This window comes from Pseudomonas sp. (assembly GCF_017744435.1).
Classification (GTDB): domain Bacteria; phylum Pseudomonadota; class Gammaproteobacteria; order Pseudomonadales; family Pseudomonadaceae; genus Aquipseudomonas.
The window spans coordinates 1-17,593 of the sequence record NZ_JAGIBG010000009.1; the positions used below are offsets into that span (position 1 = coordinate 1).

Genomic DNA, 17,593 nt, shown 5'->3' on the forward strand with positions numbered 1-17,593 from the left:
GCCTGATCACGCTTCAACCTGCACCGGCCTCTTCGCGGGCACGCCCGCTCCCACAGGTACACCACAGGTTTCGAGTCCTGTGCTGTCCCTGTGGGAGCGGGCGTGCCCGCGAAGAGGCCAGCACAGGAGAACATCTGCTACCCAAAAGTCGAGTCGATCTGTCGCGCCCCGATCTGGCACGAGCGTGTTAGCCTAACCGGCTACCTCCGACAAGAAGACCGACCTTCCAAGGGAATGCAGCTTGATGACGCAAACTTCTCCCAACACGCCAGATGAGCAACATCTGCAGCGCAACCTGACCAACCGCCACATCCAGCTGATCGCCATCGGCGGCGCCATCGGCACCGGCCTGTTCATGGGCTCGGGCAAGACCATCAGCCTGGCGGGGCCGTCGATCATCTTCGTCTACATGATCATCGGCTTCATGCTGTTCTTCGTCATGCGCGCCATGGGCGAACTGCTGCTGTCGAACCTCAACTACAAGTCGTTCATCGACTTCTCCGCCGACCTGCTCGGCCCCTGGGCTGGCTACTTCACCGGCTGGACCTACTGGTTCTGCTGGGTGGTCACCGGTATCGCCGACGTGGTCGCGATTGCCGCCTACACGCAGTTCTGGTTCCCCGACCTGCCACAGTGGATACCGGCGCTCACTTGCGTAGGCCTGTTACTGTCGCTGAACCTGGTAACGGTGAAGATGTTCGGTGAACTGGAGTTCTGGTTCGCCCTGATCAAGATCGTCGCCATTCTCGGCCTGGTCGCCACCGGCCTGTACATGGTCATCACCGGCTTCACTTCGCCGAGCGGGCGCACCGCGCAACTGGCCAACCTGTGGAATGACGGCGGCATGTTCCCCAATGGCCTGATGGGCTTCTTCGCCGGCTTCCAGATCGCCGTGTTCGCGTTTGTCGGCATCGAGCTGGTGGGCACCACCGCCGCTGAAGCGAAGAACCCCGAGCGCACCCTGCCGCGGGCGATCAACTCGATCCCGGTGCGGATCATCGTGTTCTACGTGCTGGCGCTGATCGCGATCATGGCGGTGACCCCATGGCGTGACGTGGTACCGGGCAAGAGCCCGTTCGTGGAACTGTTCGTGCTGGCCGGCCTGCCGGCAGCGGCGAGCATCATCAACTTCGTGGTGCTGACCTCGGCGGCCTCTTCGGCCAACAGCGGCGTGTTCTCCACCAGCCGCATGCTCTACGGCCTGTCCCAGGAAGGCGATGCGCCCAAGGCGTTCGAGAAACTGTCGAGCCGCTCGGTGCCGGCCAACGGCCTGTACTTCTCCTGCGCCTGCCTGCTGCTGGGCGCGGTGCTGATCTACTTGGTGCCGAACGTGATCGAGGCGTTCACCCTGGTGACCACGGTGTCGGCGGTGCTGTTCATGTTCGTCTGGACGCTGATCCTGCTGTCGTACCTGAAGTACCGCAAGCACCGCGATGCGCTGCACCAGGCGTCGACCTACAAGATGCCGGGCGGGCGCTTCATGTGCTACGTGTGCCTGGCGTTCTTCGCCTTCATCCTGGTGTTGCTGAGCCTGGAAGCGGACACCCGCTCGGCACTGGTGGTGACGCCGATCTGGTTCCTGCTGCTGGCGGTGACCTACCAGTTCGTGCGTAGCAAACGCCATCCGCGTACGGCCGTACGCCATTCATCAAGCACCTCCGGGCACCGATGACCTGACCGGGGCCTTGATCAAGCAAGGCCCCTGTTCTACCGCAGTCAGCGAAGCACTGCCAGGCTCACGAGGATGGGTGCTGTCCAGTTCGGATCGGTGTCATTGCGGGCTTCAAGGGTCAACGTACCGTTGTACCACCCCCGTGGTAGCTCGGAATTATCCAGCACACTGTAACCAATGATCAGTTTCACCGGACCACCATCAGCATCGGGGTGGCATACAACAGTGCTGTTCATGGTCGTCCGCGGGCAGTTCGACATCTGCCGCATAGCCCTCAGATTGACAGATCGAGCTACCTCATCTTCCCCCATCAGTTTGACGGTCAAGGTGGTCATGCCTGGGCCGCCATAGGTCAATGACGTCGGCCCGACTTCGCTGGAGAGTGCCACTACTCCAATTCTGGGGCGCCCTGAAACGGAAGCGACCACCGCGCTCGTCTCTGGTTGGTTGGAGACATAGATCAGCCGCACACCGTCGAACTCAGGGCTGTAGCCGCTCAGCCGGCCGGCTTGCTCACGCCAGAGCCTGGCCATGTCGGCAGTCCGGGCATCACCGATGACCTTGCCATCGACCCGGACCTCGGGCGTTGAGTAATAGGGCCTGCTATTGCCGCAGAGGTTCGTGGTGAATCCGCCTCCCGCGTTGTAGCCATGCTTGTAGTTATCACCCGCGTTCGGATAGCAATGACCGCCGCCAACGTTATGCCCCATCTCATGCTTGAAGGGAGAGGTCCCCTGGATCGAGTTGACACTCGAATTGCCTGGCCGATAGGCCCAGCCCGCTGCATCCCCTCCCACGGAAAACCCGACATTGATATCGTGCAAATAGTGCGAGCGCTGAGCATTCAACTCCCTCTGCCACGTTGCCAGCCCAGCCGTAGTGACCGGTATGTCATCTTCCGAGATACGGATCCCGGCAAGTCGCAGTTCGATATTAGTGACAAGTGAATTTCGCAGGCTCAGATTGACCCATTCCAACTGCCCCAATGCAAAGGCTTTCGGGTCGACCTCTCTGGCTGCCAATGCCTTGGTGGTGAAGCCCACCAGCGCATCGATGTAGTTAACTGCCTGCGATGTAGACCCGCCACCGGAGGCGCCTGATTGCTGTCGTTGCGCTATAGCGTCGTCTGGCAGAAAAGGCAGATCGATATCGGGGACGAATGTGCTCTTACCCGCAGCATCTGTCTGCAACATGCCACGCTTCGCATCGCTATCAATGAAGGCGGTAAGCGCGTTGTCGGGCCCCTTTACAACCACCATGGCCCCGGTGACACCACTTGGCCCCACCAGGTTGCCGCTCTCCACCCTGTAACCATTCAGGTCGGGGTCGAGCCGAATACGTTCAAAGCGACTGTCACCTAACACAGTGTCGTAGGCAGTGGGCGTTGTCGGCGAAGCCGCTGTGGTCGCCTGCTTGCTGTTGCAGCCACTGGTAATCGTCGCAACCAACAATATCAGGGGTAGCACAAGCTTGTATTTCATGGCCGCAATCTCGGAAATGGACAGGACCGAGTTTTTGCAAAATCACGAGATACCGCTACTGGCAGAATTACCAGGTCCTGCGCGCCAGTGTTGGTCCCAGGCACCATTGCGAAGCACGACTGTCGCCAGCCCTACCCAGCGTGGTGCACCGCCACACCTCAAAGTGTTTCTCCAGCACCGAAACAGCGCTTTCGCCAGCTGTCGGCACGGCCCTTGCTGAGCACTTCATGCAGCTGCCAAAACAATACCGACAACATGGAGAGAGCACATGAAGCGTCGCAGTCTGATCAAGGCCTTTACCCTCAGTGCATCGCTTGCGGCGATGGGCCTGAGCTGGAGTATCCAGGCCGCCGAGACCATCAAGGTCGGCATCCTGCATTCGCTGTCCGGGACCATGGCGATCTCCGAGACCTCGCTCAAGGACATGGCGCTGATGACCATCGACGAGATCAACGCCAAGGGCGGTGTGAACGGCAAGCTGCTCGAACCGGTGGTGGTCGACCCGGCTTCCAACTGGCCGCTGTTCGCTGAAAAGAGTCGCCAGCTGCTGACCCAGGACAAGGTCGCGGTGGTGTTCGGCTGCTGGACTTCGGTGTCGCGCAAGTCGGTATTGCCAGTGTTCGAAGAACTCAACGGCCTGCTGTTCTACCCGGTGCAGTACGAGGGTGAAGAGATGTCGCCGAACGTGTTCTACACCGGCGCCGCGCCCAACCAGCAGGCCATTCCGGCCGTGGAATACCTGATGAGCGAGGATGGCGGCAGCGCCAAGCGCTTCTTCCTGCTAGGCACCGACTACGTCTACCCGCGCACCACCAACAAGATCCTGCGCGCCTTCCTGCACAGCAAGGGTGTGGCCGACAAGGACATCGAAGAGGTCTACACGCCGTTCGGCCACGCCGATTACCAGACCATCGTCGCCAACATCAAGAAGTTCTCCGCCGGCGGCAAGACGGCAGTCATCTCCACCGTCAACGGCGATTCCAACGTACCGTTCTACAAGGAACTGGCCAACCAGGGCCTGAAGGCCACCGACGTGCCGGTGGTGGCGTTCTCGGTGGGTGAAGAAGAGTTGCGCGGCATCGATACCAAGCCGCTGGTGGGCCACTTGGCCGCATGGAACTACTTCGAGTCGGTGGATAACCCGGTCAACCAGAAGTTCGTCGCCGACTGGAAGGCCTATGCCAAGGCCAAGGGCCTGCCGGGTGCCGACAAAGCCGTGACCAACGACCCGATGGAAGCCACCTACGTGGGCATCCACATGTGGGCCCAGGCCGCCGAGAAGGCCAAGTCCACCGACGTCGACAAGGTCCGCGAGGCGCTGGCCGGGCAGACCTTCAAGGCCCCGTCGGGCTTCACCCTGACCATGGACAAGAGCAACCACCACCTGCACAAGCCGGTGATGATCGGCGAGATCCAGGATGACGGGCAGTTCAGCGTGGTCTGGGAGACCGAGCAGCCATTGCGGGCGCAGCCGTGGAGTCCGTTCATTCCGGGCAATGACAAGCGCCCGGACTATGCGGTGAAAGGTAACTGAGTGCACTGGGGCTGCTCTGCAGCCCATTCGCGGGCTCGCCCGCTCCCACAGGGGCCATGCAGTGTTCAAGACCTGCACAGTACCTGTGGGAGCGGGCATGCCCGCGAAGAATCCACCGCCGATTTTCAGGATTACCCGCATGCTCAGACTGCTGCTCACCCTGTTCCTGCTTCTCCCCCTGGCAACCCAGGCCAGCGAGGGCGAATTCTTCCTAACCGCCAAGCCCGCCGAGCAGGCCCGACTGCTCGAGGGCTGGGCGGCACAACCCGATGCCGCGCGCCTGCCGCTGCTGGACAACCTGCGCCAGGGCCGCATCGCCGCCGATGACACGCGCAAGGTACGTCTGAACAACCGCCTGCGCGGCCTGATCGACAACGCCCTGGCCAGCCACCAGCTGCTCAGCGACGACAACGCCACACGCCTGGCTGCCGCCCAACAACTGCAAAAAAGCGCGCAACCGGCGCAGATGGCCTTCCTCGACCGGCGCTTCGCCCTTGAAGTGGACCCCGCCGTGCACGCCGCTCTCGGCCTGGCCCTGGCCAACCTGCAACTGGGCGCCAGCGAGCCGGCCGTGCGGCTGGCGGCGGTGCGCCTGCTCGGCGAAACCGGCGACCCGCTGGCCCGCACCCGTCTCGAAGCCCTGCTGCAACCGGGCGCGGAAAGCGACCCGGGGGTGCGCACCGCCGCCGAAACCAGCCTGGCCCAGGTCAAGCGCAAGCTGCTGGTCGGCGAACTGCTCGGCCAGGCCTTCAGCGGCCTGTCGCTGGGCTCGATCCTGCTGCTGGCCGCGCTGGGCCTGGCGATCACCTTCGGCCTGCTCGGGGTGATCAACATGGCCCACGGCGAGATGCTCATGCTCGGCGCCTACAGCACCTACATGGTCCAGGTGCTGCTGCAACGCTACGCCCCCGGGGCCATCGAGTTCTACCCGCTGATCGCCCTGCCGGTGGCCTTCGCGGTCAGCGCCGGGGTCGGCATGGCCCTGGAGCGCACGGTGATCCGCCATCTCTACGGGCGCCCGCTGGAAACGCTGCTGGCCACCTGGGGCATCAGCCTGATCCTGATCCAGGCCGTCCGCCTGCTGTTCGGCGCGCAGAACGTCGAAGTCAGCAACCCGGCCTGGCTGTCCGGCGGCATTCAGCTGCTGCCCAACCTGGTGCTGCCGTACAACCGCCTGGTGATCATCGGCTTCGCCCTCGCCGTGGTGCTGCTCACCTGGCTGCTGCTCAACCGCACACGGCTGGGCCTGAACGTGCGCGCCGTCACCCAGAACCGCAACATGGCCGCCTGCTGCGGTGTTTCCACCGGGCGCGTCGACATGCTCGCCTTCGGCCTCGGCTCAGGCATCGCCGGCCTGGGCGGCGTGGCCCTGAGCCAGGTCGGCAACGTCGGCCCGGACCTGGGCCAGAGCTACATCATCGACTCGTTCCTGGTGGTGGTGCTCGGCGGTGTCGGGCAACTGGCCGGCAGCCTCTGGGCCGCGTTCGGCCTAGGGATAGCCAACAAACTGCTGGAGCCGCAGATCGGTGCGGTGCTCGGCAAGATCCTCATCCTTGCGTTGATCATTCTGTTCATCCAGAAGCGCCCGCAAGGCCTGTTCGCCCTCAAGGGACGGGTAATCGACTGATGAACCAGCCACTGCTTGTCACCGCTACGCAAAAGGCCGGGCCACGGCTGTCGCTGGCCATCGGCGCGGTTGTCGTCCTGCTGCTGGTGGCCCTGCCGCTGCTGTCGCTACTACCGGCGGATCACGCCCTGCAGGTCTCGGCCTACACCCTCACCCTGGTCGGCAAGATCCTCTGCTACGCCATCGTCGCCCTGGCCCTGGACCTGGTCTGGGGCTATGCCGGGCTGCTGTCGCTGGGCCACGGCCTGTTCTTCGCCCTGGGCGGCTACGCCATGGGCATGTACCTCATGCGCCAGGCGGCAGGCGACGGCCTGCCCGGGTTCATGACCTTCCTGTCGTGGAACGAGCTGCCCTGGTACTGGGCCGGCACCCAGCACTTCGCCTGGGCCCTGTGCCTGGTGGTACTGGCGCCCGGGCTGCTGGCGCTGGTGTTCGGCTGGTTCGCCTTCCGCTCGCGAATCAAGGGCGTGTACTTCTCGATCATGACCCAGGCCCTGACCTTCGCCGGCATGTTGCTGTTCTTCCGCAACGAAACGGGTTTCGGCGGCAACAACGGCTTCACCAGCTTCCGCACCCTCCTCGGCTTCGACATCGCCGCCCAGGGCACCCGCGCGGTGCTGTTTCTGCTCACCGTCGGCCTGCTGCTGGCCAGCCTGTACCTGTGCTGGCGCCTGACCCAGAGCAAGTTCGGCCGCCTGCTCACCGCCGTGCGCGATGCTGAAAACCGCCTGATGTTCTGCGGCTACGACCCGCGCGGTTTCAAACTGCTGGTGTGGGTGCTCAGCGCCGTGCTGTGCGGCCTGGCCGGTGCGCTGTACGTGCCGCAGGTAGGCATCATCAACCCCAGCGAAATGTCGCCGACCAATTCCATCGAAGCCGCCGTGTGGGTGGCCCTGGGCGGGCGTGGCACGCTGATCGGCCCGCTGCTCGGTGCCGGCCTGGTCAATGGCATGAAGAGCTGGTTCACCGTGGCCTTCCCGGAGTTCTGGCTGTTCTTCCTCGGTGCGCTGTTCATCCTCGTGACCCTGTACCTGCCCAAGGGCGTGGTCGGCCTGTTGAAGAAAAGGAGCCAGCCATGAGAGGCGTGCCCCCGGTACACCCGGAATTTATGCTTGAGCCGGTGTTCGACACCCTCGGCGCTGGCCGCGACGCCATTGGCCTGGGCCACAGCCGCAAGGCCGGCCTCGACACCCGCCACGGCACTGTGCTGAGCCTTGAGGACATCAGCGTCAGCTTCGACGGCTTCAAGGCGCTCAACGCACTGAACCTGTACATCGGCGTCGGCGAACTGCGCTGCATCATCGGCCCCAACGGCGCCGGCAAGACCACGATGATGGACGTGATCACCGGCAAGACCCGCCCCGACACGGGCAGCGCCTTCTTCGGCGACACCCTCGACCTGACCCGCATGAGCGAGTACCAGATCGCCCAGGCCGGCATCGGCCGCAAGTTCCAGAAGCCCACGGTGTTCGAGGCACTGACCGTGTTCGAGAACCTGGAGCTGGCGTTGAAGACCGACAAGTCGGTGTGGGCCAGCCTGGCTGCTCGCTTGAACGGCGAACAGCGCCAGCGCATCGAGGAAGTACTGACCACCCTGCGCCTGCTGCCCCTGGCCCAGCGCCAGGCCGGCCTGCTGTCGCACGGGCAGAAGCAGTTCCTCGAGATCGGCATGCTGCTGGTGCAGGAGCCACAACTGTTGTTGCTCGACGAGCCGGTGGCGGGCATGACCGATGCCGAGACCGAGTTCACCGCCGAGCTGTTCAAGGGCCTGGCCGGCAAGCACTCGCTGATGGTGGTGGAACATGACATGGGCTTCGTCGGCAGCATCGCCGACCATGTGACCGTGCTGCACCAGGGCAGCGTGCTGGCGGAAGGGTCGCTGGAACAGGTGCAGGCGGATGAACGGGTGGTCGAGGTTTACCTGGGTCGCTGATCAATACCAAGGACAAGACATGCTGAAAATCGACACCCTGCACCAGTACTACGGCGGCAGCCACATCCTCCGGGGCCTGTCCTTCGAAGCCAAGGTCGGCGAAGTCACCTGCCTGTTGGGCCGCAATGGGGTGGGCAAGACCACCCTGCTGCGCTGCCTGATGGGCCTGGTGCCGGCCCGGGAGGGCAATATCGAGTGGGAAGGCAAACCAATCACCGCACTCAAGCCCCAGCAGCGCGTCCACGCCGGGATCGCCTACGTGCCCCAGGGCCGGGAGATTTTCCCGCGCCTGACCGTCGAGGAAAACCTGCTGATGGGCCTGTCGCGCTTCCCCGCCCGCGAGGCACGCGAAGTACCTGCGTTCATCTTCGAACTGTTCCCCGTGCTGGAGCAGATGAAGCAACGCCGTGGCGGCGACCTGTCCGGCGGCCAGCAGCAACAACTGGCCATCGGCCGCGCCCTGGCCAGCCGCCCGCGGTTGCTGATCCTCGATGAACCGACCGAAGGCATCCAGCCCTCGGTGATCAAGGAGATCGGCGCGGTGATCCGCCGCCTGGCCGAGCGTGGCGACATGGCGATCCTGCTGGTCGAGCAGTTCTACGACTTCGCCGAAGAACTGGCCGACCAGTATCTGGTCATGGCCCGTGGCGAGATCATCCAGCGCGGCCGCGGCGAAAACATGCAAGCCGAAGGTGTGCGCGGCCTGGTAACCATTTAATCTGCAATCAACGACCCTGCGAGACGCTGTCATGAGTTACGAAATCCGCGACGCCCTGCCTACCGACGTGCCGGGCATCCTCGACATCTACAACGACGCCGTACGCAACACCACGGCGATCTGGAACGAAACCCCGGTGGACCTGGCCAACCGCCAGGCCTGGTTCGAAGCACGGGCGCAGCAGGGCTATCCGATCCTGGTGGCCATGGATGAAACCGGTGTGCTGGGTTATGCGTCGTTCGGCGATTGGCGGCCGTTCGAAGGTTTCCGCCTGACCGTGGAACATTCGGTGTATGTGCGCGGCGACCAGCGTGGCAAGGGCCTGGGGCCGGTGCTGATGGCGGCGCTGATCGAGCGGGCGCGTGGGTGTGGCAAGCATGTGATGGTCGCGGCCATCGAGAGCGGTAATGCCGCCTCGGTGCGCCTGCATGAGCGACTGGGCTTCGTGGTGACCGGGCAGATGCCGCAGGTGGGGGTAAAGTTCGGCCGCTGGCTGGATTTGACCTTCATGCAGCTGGTGCTGAACCCAGGTGCCGAACCAAGCTGAGATTGATGTTGGCTGTGCTGGCCTCTTCGCGGGCTCGCCCGCTCCCACAGGGACCGCACAAGGCCTGAGAGCCGTGCAGTACCTGTGGGAGCGGGCATGCCCGCGAAGAGGCCAGACCTGCAAACCTCACATCTGGGTGAACCTGCCTAGCCGCTGCTTCAGCATGCTGTTCTCGCTGCGCAGCTGCTGCACTTCCTGCAGCAGCTCCAGCGCCAGCGCCACCCCTTCCCACTCCAGTTCCAGCTCCTGATGCAGCTTCGCCGCGCGCTTGGCCAACAGCGGCGCCTGATCGTCGAACAACCAGTCCTCCGGCGTTCGCCCCGAAGGTTCGACAATGCCGTGCTCGACGATTTCGATCACGTAGTCAGCCGTGATGTCGGCTTCCTGACACAGGGTACGCATGTCCAGTTGAACGATCAGGGTGCTGCTCATGATCACTTACTCCATTGTGTCCTCGGGTCGAACGCCGCCTTCTCGGAAAGCTGGGTCCACAGTTCACGGGTTGCAGCGTCGGAAGCCGGCGGCATCACCACTTTCAGCTGCGCGTAGAGGTTGCCGCGCTCACCGTTCTTGTTGGCCAGGCCCATGCCCGGCACGCGCAGGCGCTGGCCGCTCTGGCTGTCGGGGCGGATGGTCAGGTTGATCTTGCCGGTCAGGGTCGGCACCGCCACCTTGGTGCCCAGGGCAGCCTCCCACGGCGCCAGCGGCACGGTGATGATCAAGTCATGGCCTTCGACATCGAACAGCGGGTGCGGTGCCATGCGCACGGTCAGGAACAGGTCGCCATTGGCACCACCGCCAACGCCTGGGGCGCCCTGGCCCTTGAGGCGGATGCGCTCGCCGTCGGTAACCCCGGCAGGGATCTTCACGTTCAGGGTCTTGGTGGTGAACCCGGTGCGCTGGCCGGCCGCGTTGGTCTGCGGCACCTGGAAGCTGATCTGCTTGGATTCCTTGCTCAGGGTTTCTTCCAGGAAGATCGCCAGTTCCAGTTCCACGTCCTGCCCTCGCCTGCCGGCACTGCGTTGTTGTTGCCGGCCGCCACCACCGAACGGGTTGCCGCCACGGGCACCGAAGATCGAGCTGAAGAAGTCGGAGAAGTCGCCGCCCTCGAAGCCACCGCCAGCGCCACCCGCGCCGCCACGGCTCTGCCAGCCCGGTGGCGCCTGGAACGGCCGGCCATGCTGGCCGCCGTACTTGCGGATTTCGTCGAATTCGGCGCGTTTCTGCGCGTCACCGAGCACCTCGTAGGCCTCGTTGGCCTCCTTGAATTTGTCCTCGGCGTCACGCTCCTTGCTGACGTCAGGGTGATACTTGCGCGCCAGCTTGCGGTACGCGGCCTTGATCGCCTTGTCGTCCGCCGTGGGCTCTACGCCGAGTATCTTGTAATAGTCTTTGAAGTCCATCTTTGGATCACCAATGTGAATTTTCGTGTTGCATCTGAAGATAGGGGTCAAGCATAGCCTTTCAAGGTTCGCTTGGGGTTGCCTCAAGGCAGACGATCGGTCTTGATTCTGTAGCCAACTGGCATAAACTGCGCGGCCGTTTTGCCTCCGGAAGCTTTTTCCCATGTCTGACGTATCGCCGGCCCGCGCCCTGGGCATCGACTTCGGCACCTCCAACTCCACGGTCGGTTGGCACCGCCCCGGTGTGGAGTCGCTGATCGCCCTGGAAGACGGCAAGATCACCCTGCCGTCGGTGGTGTTCTTCAACATCGAAGAGCGTCGCCCGGTGTATGGCCGCCTGGCGCTGCACGAGTACCTGGAAGGCTACGAAGGCCGCCTGATGCGCTCGCTGAAGAGCCTGCTGGGCTCCAAGCTGATCAAGCACGACACCAGCGTGCTGGGCAGCGCCTTGCCGTTCAAGGACCTGCTGGGCATGTTCATCGGTGAGCTGAAAAAGCGCGCCGAGGCTGCCGCCGGTCGTGAATTCGAGCAGGTGGTGCTGGGCCGCCCGGTGTTCTTCGTCGATGAAGACCCGGCCGCCGACCAGGAGGCCGAAGACACCCTGGCCGAGGTGGCGCGCAAGATCGGCTTCAAGGACGTATCGTTCCAGTACGAGCCGATTGCCGCGGCGTTCGACTACGAGTCGGGCATCAGCCGTGAAGAGCTGGTGCTCATCGTCGATATCGGCGGTGGTACTTCGGACTTTACCCTGATCCGCCTGTCGCCCGAGCGCCACTTGGTGGCCGAGCGTCAGAGCGACATCCTCGCCACAGGCGGCGTGCACATCGGCGGTACCGACTTCGACAAGCAGCTGAGCCTGCAGGGCGTGATGCCACTGTTCGGCTACGGCTGCCGGATGAAGAGCGGCGCACTGATGCCCACCAGCTACCACCTGAACCTGGCGACCTGGCACACCATCAACGCCCTGTACTCGCAGAAGTCGCAGCTGGCGCTGGGCAGCATGCGCTACGACATCGAAGACACGCTGGGCATCGATCGCCTGTTCAAGCTGATCGAAGAGCGCGCCGGGCACTGGCTGGCGATGGAAGTGGAAGCCAGCAAGATCGAGCTGACCGAGCAGGTCAGCCGCCGCGTCGACCTCAGCCGTGTCGAACGCGAGCTGGGTGTGGACCTGACACGGGCGCTGTTCGAGGAGGCCATCGAAGGGCTGCTGGAGCGGGTGCGCGGCAGTGTCACCGAGTTGCTGACCAAGGCTGGTGTGAGCGCGGGTCAGGTCGATACGGTGTTCTTCACCGGCGGTTCGAGCGGGATTCCGGCACTGCGCAACAGCGTGTCGGCGATGCTGCCGAATGCGCGGCATGTGGAAGGCAACATCTTTGGCAGCATCGGTAGCGGTTTGGCCATCGAGGCGCGCAAGCGCTACGGCGTAGCCTGAGCCATTTTGGGGCTGCTTTGCAGCCCCAGCAATCTGTCAGACCAGCTCCGCCCGCTTCAGCTCACTCTTCAGGTAGGCGTAATAGACCGGCCCCGCCACCACCCCCGGCAAGCCGAACGCCGCCTCGAACACCAGCATCGCCAGCAACAGCTCCCAGGCCTTGGCGCTGATCTGCCCACCGACGATCTTGGCGTTGAGGAAGTACTCGACCTTGTGGATCACGATCAGGTAACCCAGCGCCGCCGCCGCCACCCAGATCGACAATGACATGCCAACGATGGTGATCAGGGTGTTGGACATCAGGTTGCCGATCACCGGCAGCAGCCCAAGCAGGAAGGTCAACACGATCAGCGTCTTGGTCAGCGGCAGGTGCACGCCGAACAACGGCATCACCACGGCAAGGAAAATGCCGGTGAACGCCGTGTTGAGCATCGAGATCTTGATCTGCGCGAAGACGATGTTGCGGAACGCCTGCACCAGCAGGTTCAAGCGCTCGAACAGGGCCGCAGCCAGGGGCTTGCGCCGGGAAATGTCGGGGATGCGCTGCAGGGCGATGATGGCACCGAGGATCATGCCGATCAGCAGCGTCACGAACATGTGCGCCATGCCCTTGCCCACCAGCTGCAGGTCGCTCAGGTGGCTCTTGATCCAGTCACCGATGGCCACCTTGAACTCCGCCGCGCTGGCCGGCAGGTAGGCTTCGATGAACGGCGGCAGCTGGCTGCGAGCGCGTTCGACCAAGGTCATGAACTTGTCCAGCGAGGCACCGGGGTTCTCGGCTTCGTGCAGCAAGAAACTGAAGGCACCGGCTATCAGCAGGGTCAGCACGCTGACCACCAGTACTCCCAGCAGCGCCACCGCCAACCAGCGCGCACGCTGCCCGGCGATCAGCGGTTGCAGGCGCGGGGTGAGCATGTTCACCAGCTCGAACACCAGCAGCCCGGCCAGCAGGCTGGGCAGCAATTTCAGGGGTAGAGCCAGCAGCAGCCCGGCCATGACGATGATCAGGCTGGCCAGGGTGATCTGACGGGGGGTGAAAGTCATACAGCCTCGACGGCAGACGGCGGGAATGCCCGCAGTCTGCCAGCCTTCGGGGCACAGGCATAGGCGCAGGTCACTTCTTCTTCAGGCAGTCGCTCATGTATGCCTTGCGCTCGTCTCCCTTGAGCGCCTTGGTGGTGGCGTCGGCGTTGCAGGTCTTCATCTTGTCTTGCTGAGACTGCGGCACGTCCTTTTTCAGGCAGGTGCTCATGAACGCCTTGCGTTCATCGCCCTTGAGAGCCTTGGTCGTGGCGTCGGCGTTGCAGGTTTTCATCTTTTCCTGTTGTGCCGTGTTGGCGGCAAATCCTTGCGCGCTGAACAGCACAGCCAGCGCCAGCAGTGGCACGTGCAACATCTTCATGGAGTGGTCTCCTTGTCTCCGCGCCCGATGCACGGGGTCAGGCTGAGTGTAGACAAGAATTCTTACACTCCATGCCGGGCCTGCCGCCGGTACTGCTCCGGCGTACAGCGGGCCTGGCGCTGGAACATGGCGATGAATGCCGAAGCGCTGCTGTAGCCCAGGTCAAAGGCAATCGACTGGATCGGCAGCCCGGCCTCCAGGGCCTCGATGGCGCGCAGAAAACGCAAGCGCAGGCGCCATTCACCGAAGCTGATGCCCAGTTCACGCAAGAACTGACGGGCCAAGGTGCGCTCGCTGACATGCACCCGTACAGCCCAGTCGGCCAACGGCCGGTTGTCGCCGGGTTCGGCGGTGAGGGCATCCAGCACCTTGCGCAGGCCCTCATTGTGGGTGAAGGGCAAGTAGCAGGTCTGGGTCGGCGCCTGGTGCAGTTGGTCGAGCAATACCTGCACCAGGCGCTGGTCGCGTTCATCCTGTGCCACCCGCAGGTCACGGCGGGCGAAGTCACCGAGGATGGCCTTGAGGATGTCGCTGATGATCAGGCTGCACGGCTGCGACGGCAGCGCAGCGCAAAGGCTGCGGTCGAGATAGACCGAACGATAGACGATGGCCTGGGGGTTATAGCAGCCATGCTCGGTACTTGGAGGGACCCACACCGCATAGTGGGGTGGCGAGAGGAAGCGCTGGCCGGCGACATCCAGGTGCATCACCCCGTGGGCGGTGTAGTTGAGCTGGCCCCAGGCATGCCGATGGGGAGCACTGTGGGTGTCGGCGCCGAACTCGTCATGGCGGAAGTACACCGGAGCCGGGAGTTGGGCGAACTGTGGGATGTCGAGGTATTTGCGCGGCATGCTGTCTGCTTCGTGGGGCAGGTTGTCTGGATGGAAGTATAGGCTTATGAACAGACAACCGATAATAAGCCTCCATGAGGGCCTGCCTTCCAGCCCCAGCCAAGCCATACGAGTAACCGCTCCATGAACTACCTCTTCCCTCTTGTCGCCATCCTCATCTGGGCCGGTAATACCGTGGTCACCAAGATGTCGGCCGGCGCCATCTACCCTGCCGAAATCGGCTTCTACCGCTGGCTGCTGGCCGGCGCGCTGTTCACCCCGTTCCTGCTGCCCGCCGTGTGGCGCAACCGTGCGGCCATCCGCCCGCACCTGGGCAAGGTGGCCATCCTCGGCGTGCTGGGCATGGCCGTGTACCAGAGCCTGGCGTACTTCGCCGCCGGCATCACCAGCGCCACCAACATGGGCATCATCCTCTCGCTGATGCCGCTGATGTCACTGGCCCTGTCCATCGCCTGGCTGGGCCAGCGCCTGAGCTACGGGGCCCTGGCAGGCGCTGTGGTGTCGTTTGTCGGCGTGCTCGAAGTGGTCTCCGCCGGCCAGCCCGGCACCTTGCTGGAACACGGCTTGAACAGCGGCGACCTGCTGATGCTGGTAGCGACCCTGGCCTACGCGCTGTACAGCTTCCTGCTGAAGAAATGGCAATTGCGCCTGCCACCGTTGCAGCTGCTGTACCTGCAAGTGCTGGTCGCCATCCTGGTGTTGCTACCGCTGTTCCTGCTTTCGGACAAGACCGGCCTGAACGGCCACAACATCGGCCTGGTGCTGTATGCCTGCGTGCTCGCCTCGATGATCGCGCCACTGGTGTGGATGCAGGCCGTGCATCGCCTGGGGCCAAGCCGTACCACATTGTTTTTCAACCTGCTGCCGGTGGTGACCGCACTGATCGCCGCGGGGGTCCTCGACGAACGACTGGCCAGCTATCACCTGATCGGTGGTTTGCTGACCTTGGTCGGGGTCATTCTGGCCGAGCGCTGGACCACCCCGGTACGCCGCTAGAGCCCGGCGGCCTTGAGCCGTGCCGCATGTTCGGAGAACAGTCGCAGCGGCTCGGCGCCCTTGCCTACGGCGCCCAGCGACTGGTTGACGATATCCAGGTGATCGAGCGGGTAGTCATCGCCGATCACCTGCCCCAGGTGCGAGCTGAAACGCCCGACCATGCCGTCGCAATGGCCCTTTTCCCTGACGAAACTGCGCGCGAACAGCCGGCAGAAGCGGTTGCTGCCGTCGAAGCGGTTGCGCCCCTGGTCGGTCAACCCCGGCTGCAAGGTGCCGGACCAGGAGTAGTAGCGCACGCCGTTCACCTCATACGCCCCCTCGCCGCCCCAGGTCTCCGGCAGCCCTTGTGGATAAGCCTGGTTGAACAGGGTCACGCCGGCGCTGGTCAGGGCCTGGTGCGAAGCATGCACGTCGATCGGCAGCGGGTCGCGCCGCCAGCCGGTTTCCAGCCAGACCAGCAACACCGCCAGGCCATGCAGGATGGCCTTGAGGATGCGCCCCTGGGGTGAATCACCTGGCGCCGTGAGCTCAAGGTGATCGGCCAGCTCCGAGCCATGGTTGGGCCCCGCCACCGAAGTGACCGAAGCCACCCGATCCGGCCGCTTGGCCGCCGCATAACGTGCGTTCAGCGCCCCCTGGCTGTGGCCGATGAGGTTGACCTTGGCCGCCCCCGTGCGCTGGCAGATGTCTTCGATGATCGCCAGCAACTGCTCGCCACGTACCTCGTTGGAATGCAGCGGCGAGACCTGCACCGGGAACACCTGCGCGCCGCCCTTGCGCAACGCCGGCACGATGCCGAACCAGTACGGATAGAGCAGCACCCGGACAAAGCCGAGCATGCCCGGCACCAGCACCAACGGGTATCGCGTGGCCAACTCCTGCTGCATGGCTTGAGCCCCTTTCCGTGGACGATCGGCCAACACTAGCGCCGCTTCGATGACCATCGCAATCGAACTCCCGACGCGCCGTGCGGTTCCAAACCAGAACAGACCCTTTGCAAGGAGCGGGACCATGTACAAGCAGACCCTGGCAGTCCTTCTGGCAAGCGCCGCGCTGGCCGCCTGCAGCAGCCACCCGGAAAACCCGGTGGACCATGTCACCTACCGCGACGAACCGCTGGTCAAGCAGGTGGAAAACGGCATGACCATGCAGAAGGTCATCGCCATCGGCGGCAGCCCGTCGAACGTGATCGACCTGCCGCACGGGGGTACCTGCAACGACTACATCCTCAACCGCGACGGCCACCAGCAGCCGTACTACGTGCGCTTCGACGCCACCGGCCATGTCGATGCCAAGGGCTTCAAGACCTGCAAGCAACGAGAAGAGGACAGCAAAGCTGCCCAAGGCGCCTGAGCCTCCCGTCCACCTTTGATCCACCGTCCTGATCTGTTTGGAGACAATCATGAGCAACGTTGAACTGACCGATGTGCAAACCCTGCGCGAGCGTGCCCGCCAGCACGTCGAGCAAGGCGCGGTGACCGAGGGGTACCACGCCGACCGCCAGGAAATCCTGCGCCTGCTCAACGAGTCGCTGGCTACCGAGCTGGTCTGCGTGTTGCGCTACAAGCGCCACTACTTCATGGCCAGCGGCATCAAGGCCAGTGTGGCGGCCAGTGAGTTCCTCGAACATGCGAACCAGGAGGCCGAGCATGCCGACAAGCTGGCCGAGCGCATCGTGCAGTTGGGCGGCGAGCCGGACTTCAATCCCGACAACCTCAGCAAGAATTCCCATGCACAGTATGTGGCCGGCAGCTCGCTGAAGGAGATGGTGCTGGAGGATCTGGTGGCGGAGCGGATTGCGATCGACAGTTATCGCGAGATCATTCAGTACATTGGCGATAAAGACCCGACCACGCGGCGGATCTTCGAGGACATCCTGGCCCAAGAGGAAGAGCACGCGGACGACATGTCCGATCTGCTTCAGGGGCTGTAATTGCCGGGGGCGCTTTGCGCCCCATTCGCGGGACAAGCCCGCTCCTACAAGTGATCGTATA

General features: G+C 63.7%; 18 protein-coding genes. 11 read left to right on the plus strand and 7 right to left on the minus strand.

Translation table 11 applies throughout. The annotated features are described in order from the left end of the window. Positions 1-244: 244 nt before the first annotated feature. Positions 245-1,672, plus strand: a complete 1,428-nt coding sequence (cycA, locus tag J7573_RS08670; RefSeq protein WP_294332604.1) for a D-serine/D-alanine/glycine transporter — start codon at positions 245-247, stop codon at positions 1,670-1,672. Positions 1,673-1,716: 44 nt separating this feature from the next. Here the strand turns inward: cycA and J7573_RS08675 are convergent, their stop codons facing one another. After that, positions 1,717-3,153: a hypothetical protein gene (locus tag J7573_RS08675; RefSeq protein WP_294332606.1), complete on the minus strand. Its 1,437-nt coding sequence runs from the start codon at positions 3,151-3,153 to the stop codon at positions 1,717-1,719. A gap of 268 nt (positions 3,154-3,421) precedes the next feature. Here J7573_RS08675 and urtA point away from each other — a divergent pair, with 268 nt between their 5' ends. The 6 genes from urtA to J7573_RS08705 all read left to right on the plus strand — a co-directional run bounded on the left by urtA (position 3,422) and on the right by J7573_RS08705 (position 9,512). Then, the gene (urtA, locus tag J7573_RS08680; RefSeq protein ID WP_294332608.1) at positions 3,422-4,687 is read left to right on the plus strand and encodes an urea ABC transporter substrate-binding protein; all 1,266 of its coding nucleotides are present in this window, start codon (positions 3,422-3,424) and stop codon (positions 4,685-4,687) included. Positions 4,688-4,826: 139 nt separating this feature from the next. Continuing rightward, positions 4,827-6,314, plus strand: a complete 1,488-nt coding sequence (gene urtB, locus J7573_RS08685; RefSeq protein ID WP_294332610.1) for an urea ABC transporter permease subunit UrtB — start codon at positions 4,827-4,829, stop codon at positions 6,312-6,314. Further along, entirely contained in the window at positions 6,314-7,393 is a 1,080-nt protein-coding gene (urtC, locus tag J7573_RS08690; protein WP_294332612.1) for an urea ABC transporter permease subunit UrtC, read from the plus strand. The genes urtB and urtC overlap by 1 nt, the downstream gene beginning before the upstream one ends. Further along, positions 7,390-8,247 (plus strand): urea ABC transporter ATP-binding protein UrtD, encoded by an 858-nt coding sequence (urtD, locus tag J7573_RS08695; RefSeq protein ID WP_294332614.1) that lies wholly within the window; start codon positions 7,390-7,392, stop codon positions 8,245-8,247. The genes urtC and urtD overlap by 4 nt, the downstream gene beginning before the upstream one ends. A 19-nt stretch (positions 8,248-8,266) precedes the next feature. Beyond that, on the plus strand, positions 8,267-8,965 hold the full coding sequence (urtE, locus tag J7573_RS08700) for an urea ABC transporter ATP-binding subunit UrtE (RefSeq protein ID WP_294332616.1): 699 nt from the start codon (positions 8,267-8,269) through the stop codon (positions 8,963-8,965). Between the two features lie 31 nt (positions 8,966-8,996). Next, positions 8,997-9,512 (plus strand): GNAT family N-acetyltransferase, encoded by a 516-nt coding sequence (locus tag J7573_RS08705; RefSeq protein WP_294332618.1) that lies wholly within the window; start codon positions 8,997-8,999, stop codon positions 9,510-9,512. 126 nt (positions 9,513-9,638) lie between these two features. Here the strand turns inward: J7573_RS08705 and J7573_RS08710 are convergent, their stop codons facing one another. Then, the gene (locus tag J7573_RS08710) at positions 9,639-9,944 is read right to left on the minus strand and encodes a chaperone modulator CbpM (protein WP_110633593.1); all 306 of its coding nucleotides are present in this window, start codon (positions 9,942-9,944) and stop codon (positions 9,639-9,641) included. Between the two features lie 2 nt (positions 9,945-9,946). Then, positions 9,947-10,915 (minus strand): curved DNA-binding protein, encoded by a 969-nt coding sequence (gene cbpA / locus J7573_RS08715; RefSeq protein WP_294332631.1) that lies wholly within the window; start codon positions 10,913-10,915, stop codon positions 9,947-9,949. Positions 10,916-11,078: 163 nt separating this feature from the next. Between cbpA and J7573_RS08720 the strand changes: the two genes are divergently transcribed. Then, positions 11,079-12,350 carry an Hsp70 family protein gene (locus J7573_RS08720; protein ID WP_294332633.1) on the plus strand — a complete coding sequence of 424 codons (1,272 nt, stop codon included), beginning with the start codon at positions 11,079-11,081 and terminating at the stop codon, positions 12,348-12,350. Positions 12,351-12,386: 36 nt separating this feature from the next. Here the strand turns inward: J7573_RS08720 and J7573_RS08725 are convergent, their stop codons facing one another. The 3 genes from J7573_RS08725 to J7573_RS08735 all read right to left on the minus strand — a co-directional run bounded on the left by J7573_RS08725 (position 12,387) and on the right by J7573_RS08735 (position 14,603). Beyond that, entirely contained in the window at positions 12,387-13,394 is a 1,008-nt protein-coding gene (locus J7573_RS08725; protein ID WP_054887833.1) for a hypothetical protein, read from the minus strand. 70 nt (positions 13,395-13,464) lie between these two features. Beyond that, positions 13,465-13,752, minus strand: coding sequence for a PsiF family protein (locus J7573_RS08730; protein ID WP_110633580.1), 288 nt, complete (start codon positions 13,750-13,752; stop codon positions 13,465-13,467). 62 nt (positions 13,753-13,814) lie between these two features. Then, positions 13,815-14,603 (minus strand): helix-turn-helix transcriptional regulator, encoded by a 789-nt coding sequence (locus tag J7573_RS08735; protein WP_294332652.1) that lies wholly within the window; start codon positions 14,601-14,603, stop codon positions 13,815-13,817. A gap of 123 nt (positions 14,604-14,726) precedes the next feature. Between J7573_RS08735 and J7573_RS08740 the strand changes: the two genes are divergently transcribed. Continuing rightward, positions 14,727-15,599: a DMT family transporter gene (locus tag J7573_RS08740; protein WP_294332655.1), complete on the plus strand. Its 873-nt coding sequence runs from the start codon at positions 14,727-14,729 to the stop codon at positions 15,597-15,599. On the opposite strand, the gene J7573_RS08745 is transcribed toward J7573_RS08740, so the two are convergent. Next, complete coding sequence (locus tag J7573_RS08745) at positions 15,596-16,486, minus strand: triacylglycerol lipase (RefSeq protein WP_294332659.1); 891 nt, start codon at positions 16,484-16,486, stop codon at positions 15,596-15,598. The two genes, J7573_RS08740 and J7573_RS08745, sit on opposite strands and share 4 nt — an antisense overlap. Positions 16,487-16,610: 124 nt before the next feature. Between J7573_RS08745 and osmE the strand changes: the two genes are divergently transcribed. Continuing rightward, the gene (gene osmE / locus J7573_RS08750; protein ID WP_294332662.1) at positions 16,611-16,952 is read left to right on the plus strand and encodes an osmotically-inducible lipoprotein OsmE; all 342 of its coding nucleotides are present in this window, start codon (positions 16,611-16,613) and stop codon (positions 16,950-16,952) included. A 49-nt stretch (positions 16,953-17,001) separates the two neighbouring features. Beyond that, positions 17,002-17,532, plus strand: coding sequence for a ferritin-like domain-containing protein (locus tag J7573_RS08755; RefSeq protein ID WP_054887836.1), 531 nt, complete (start codon positions 17,002-17,004; stop codon positions 17,530-17,532). The last annotated feature ends 61 nt before the right edge of the window (positions 17,533-17,593 follow it).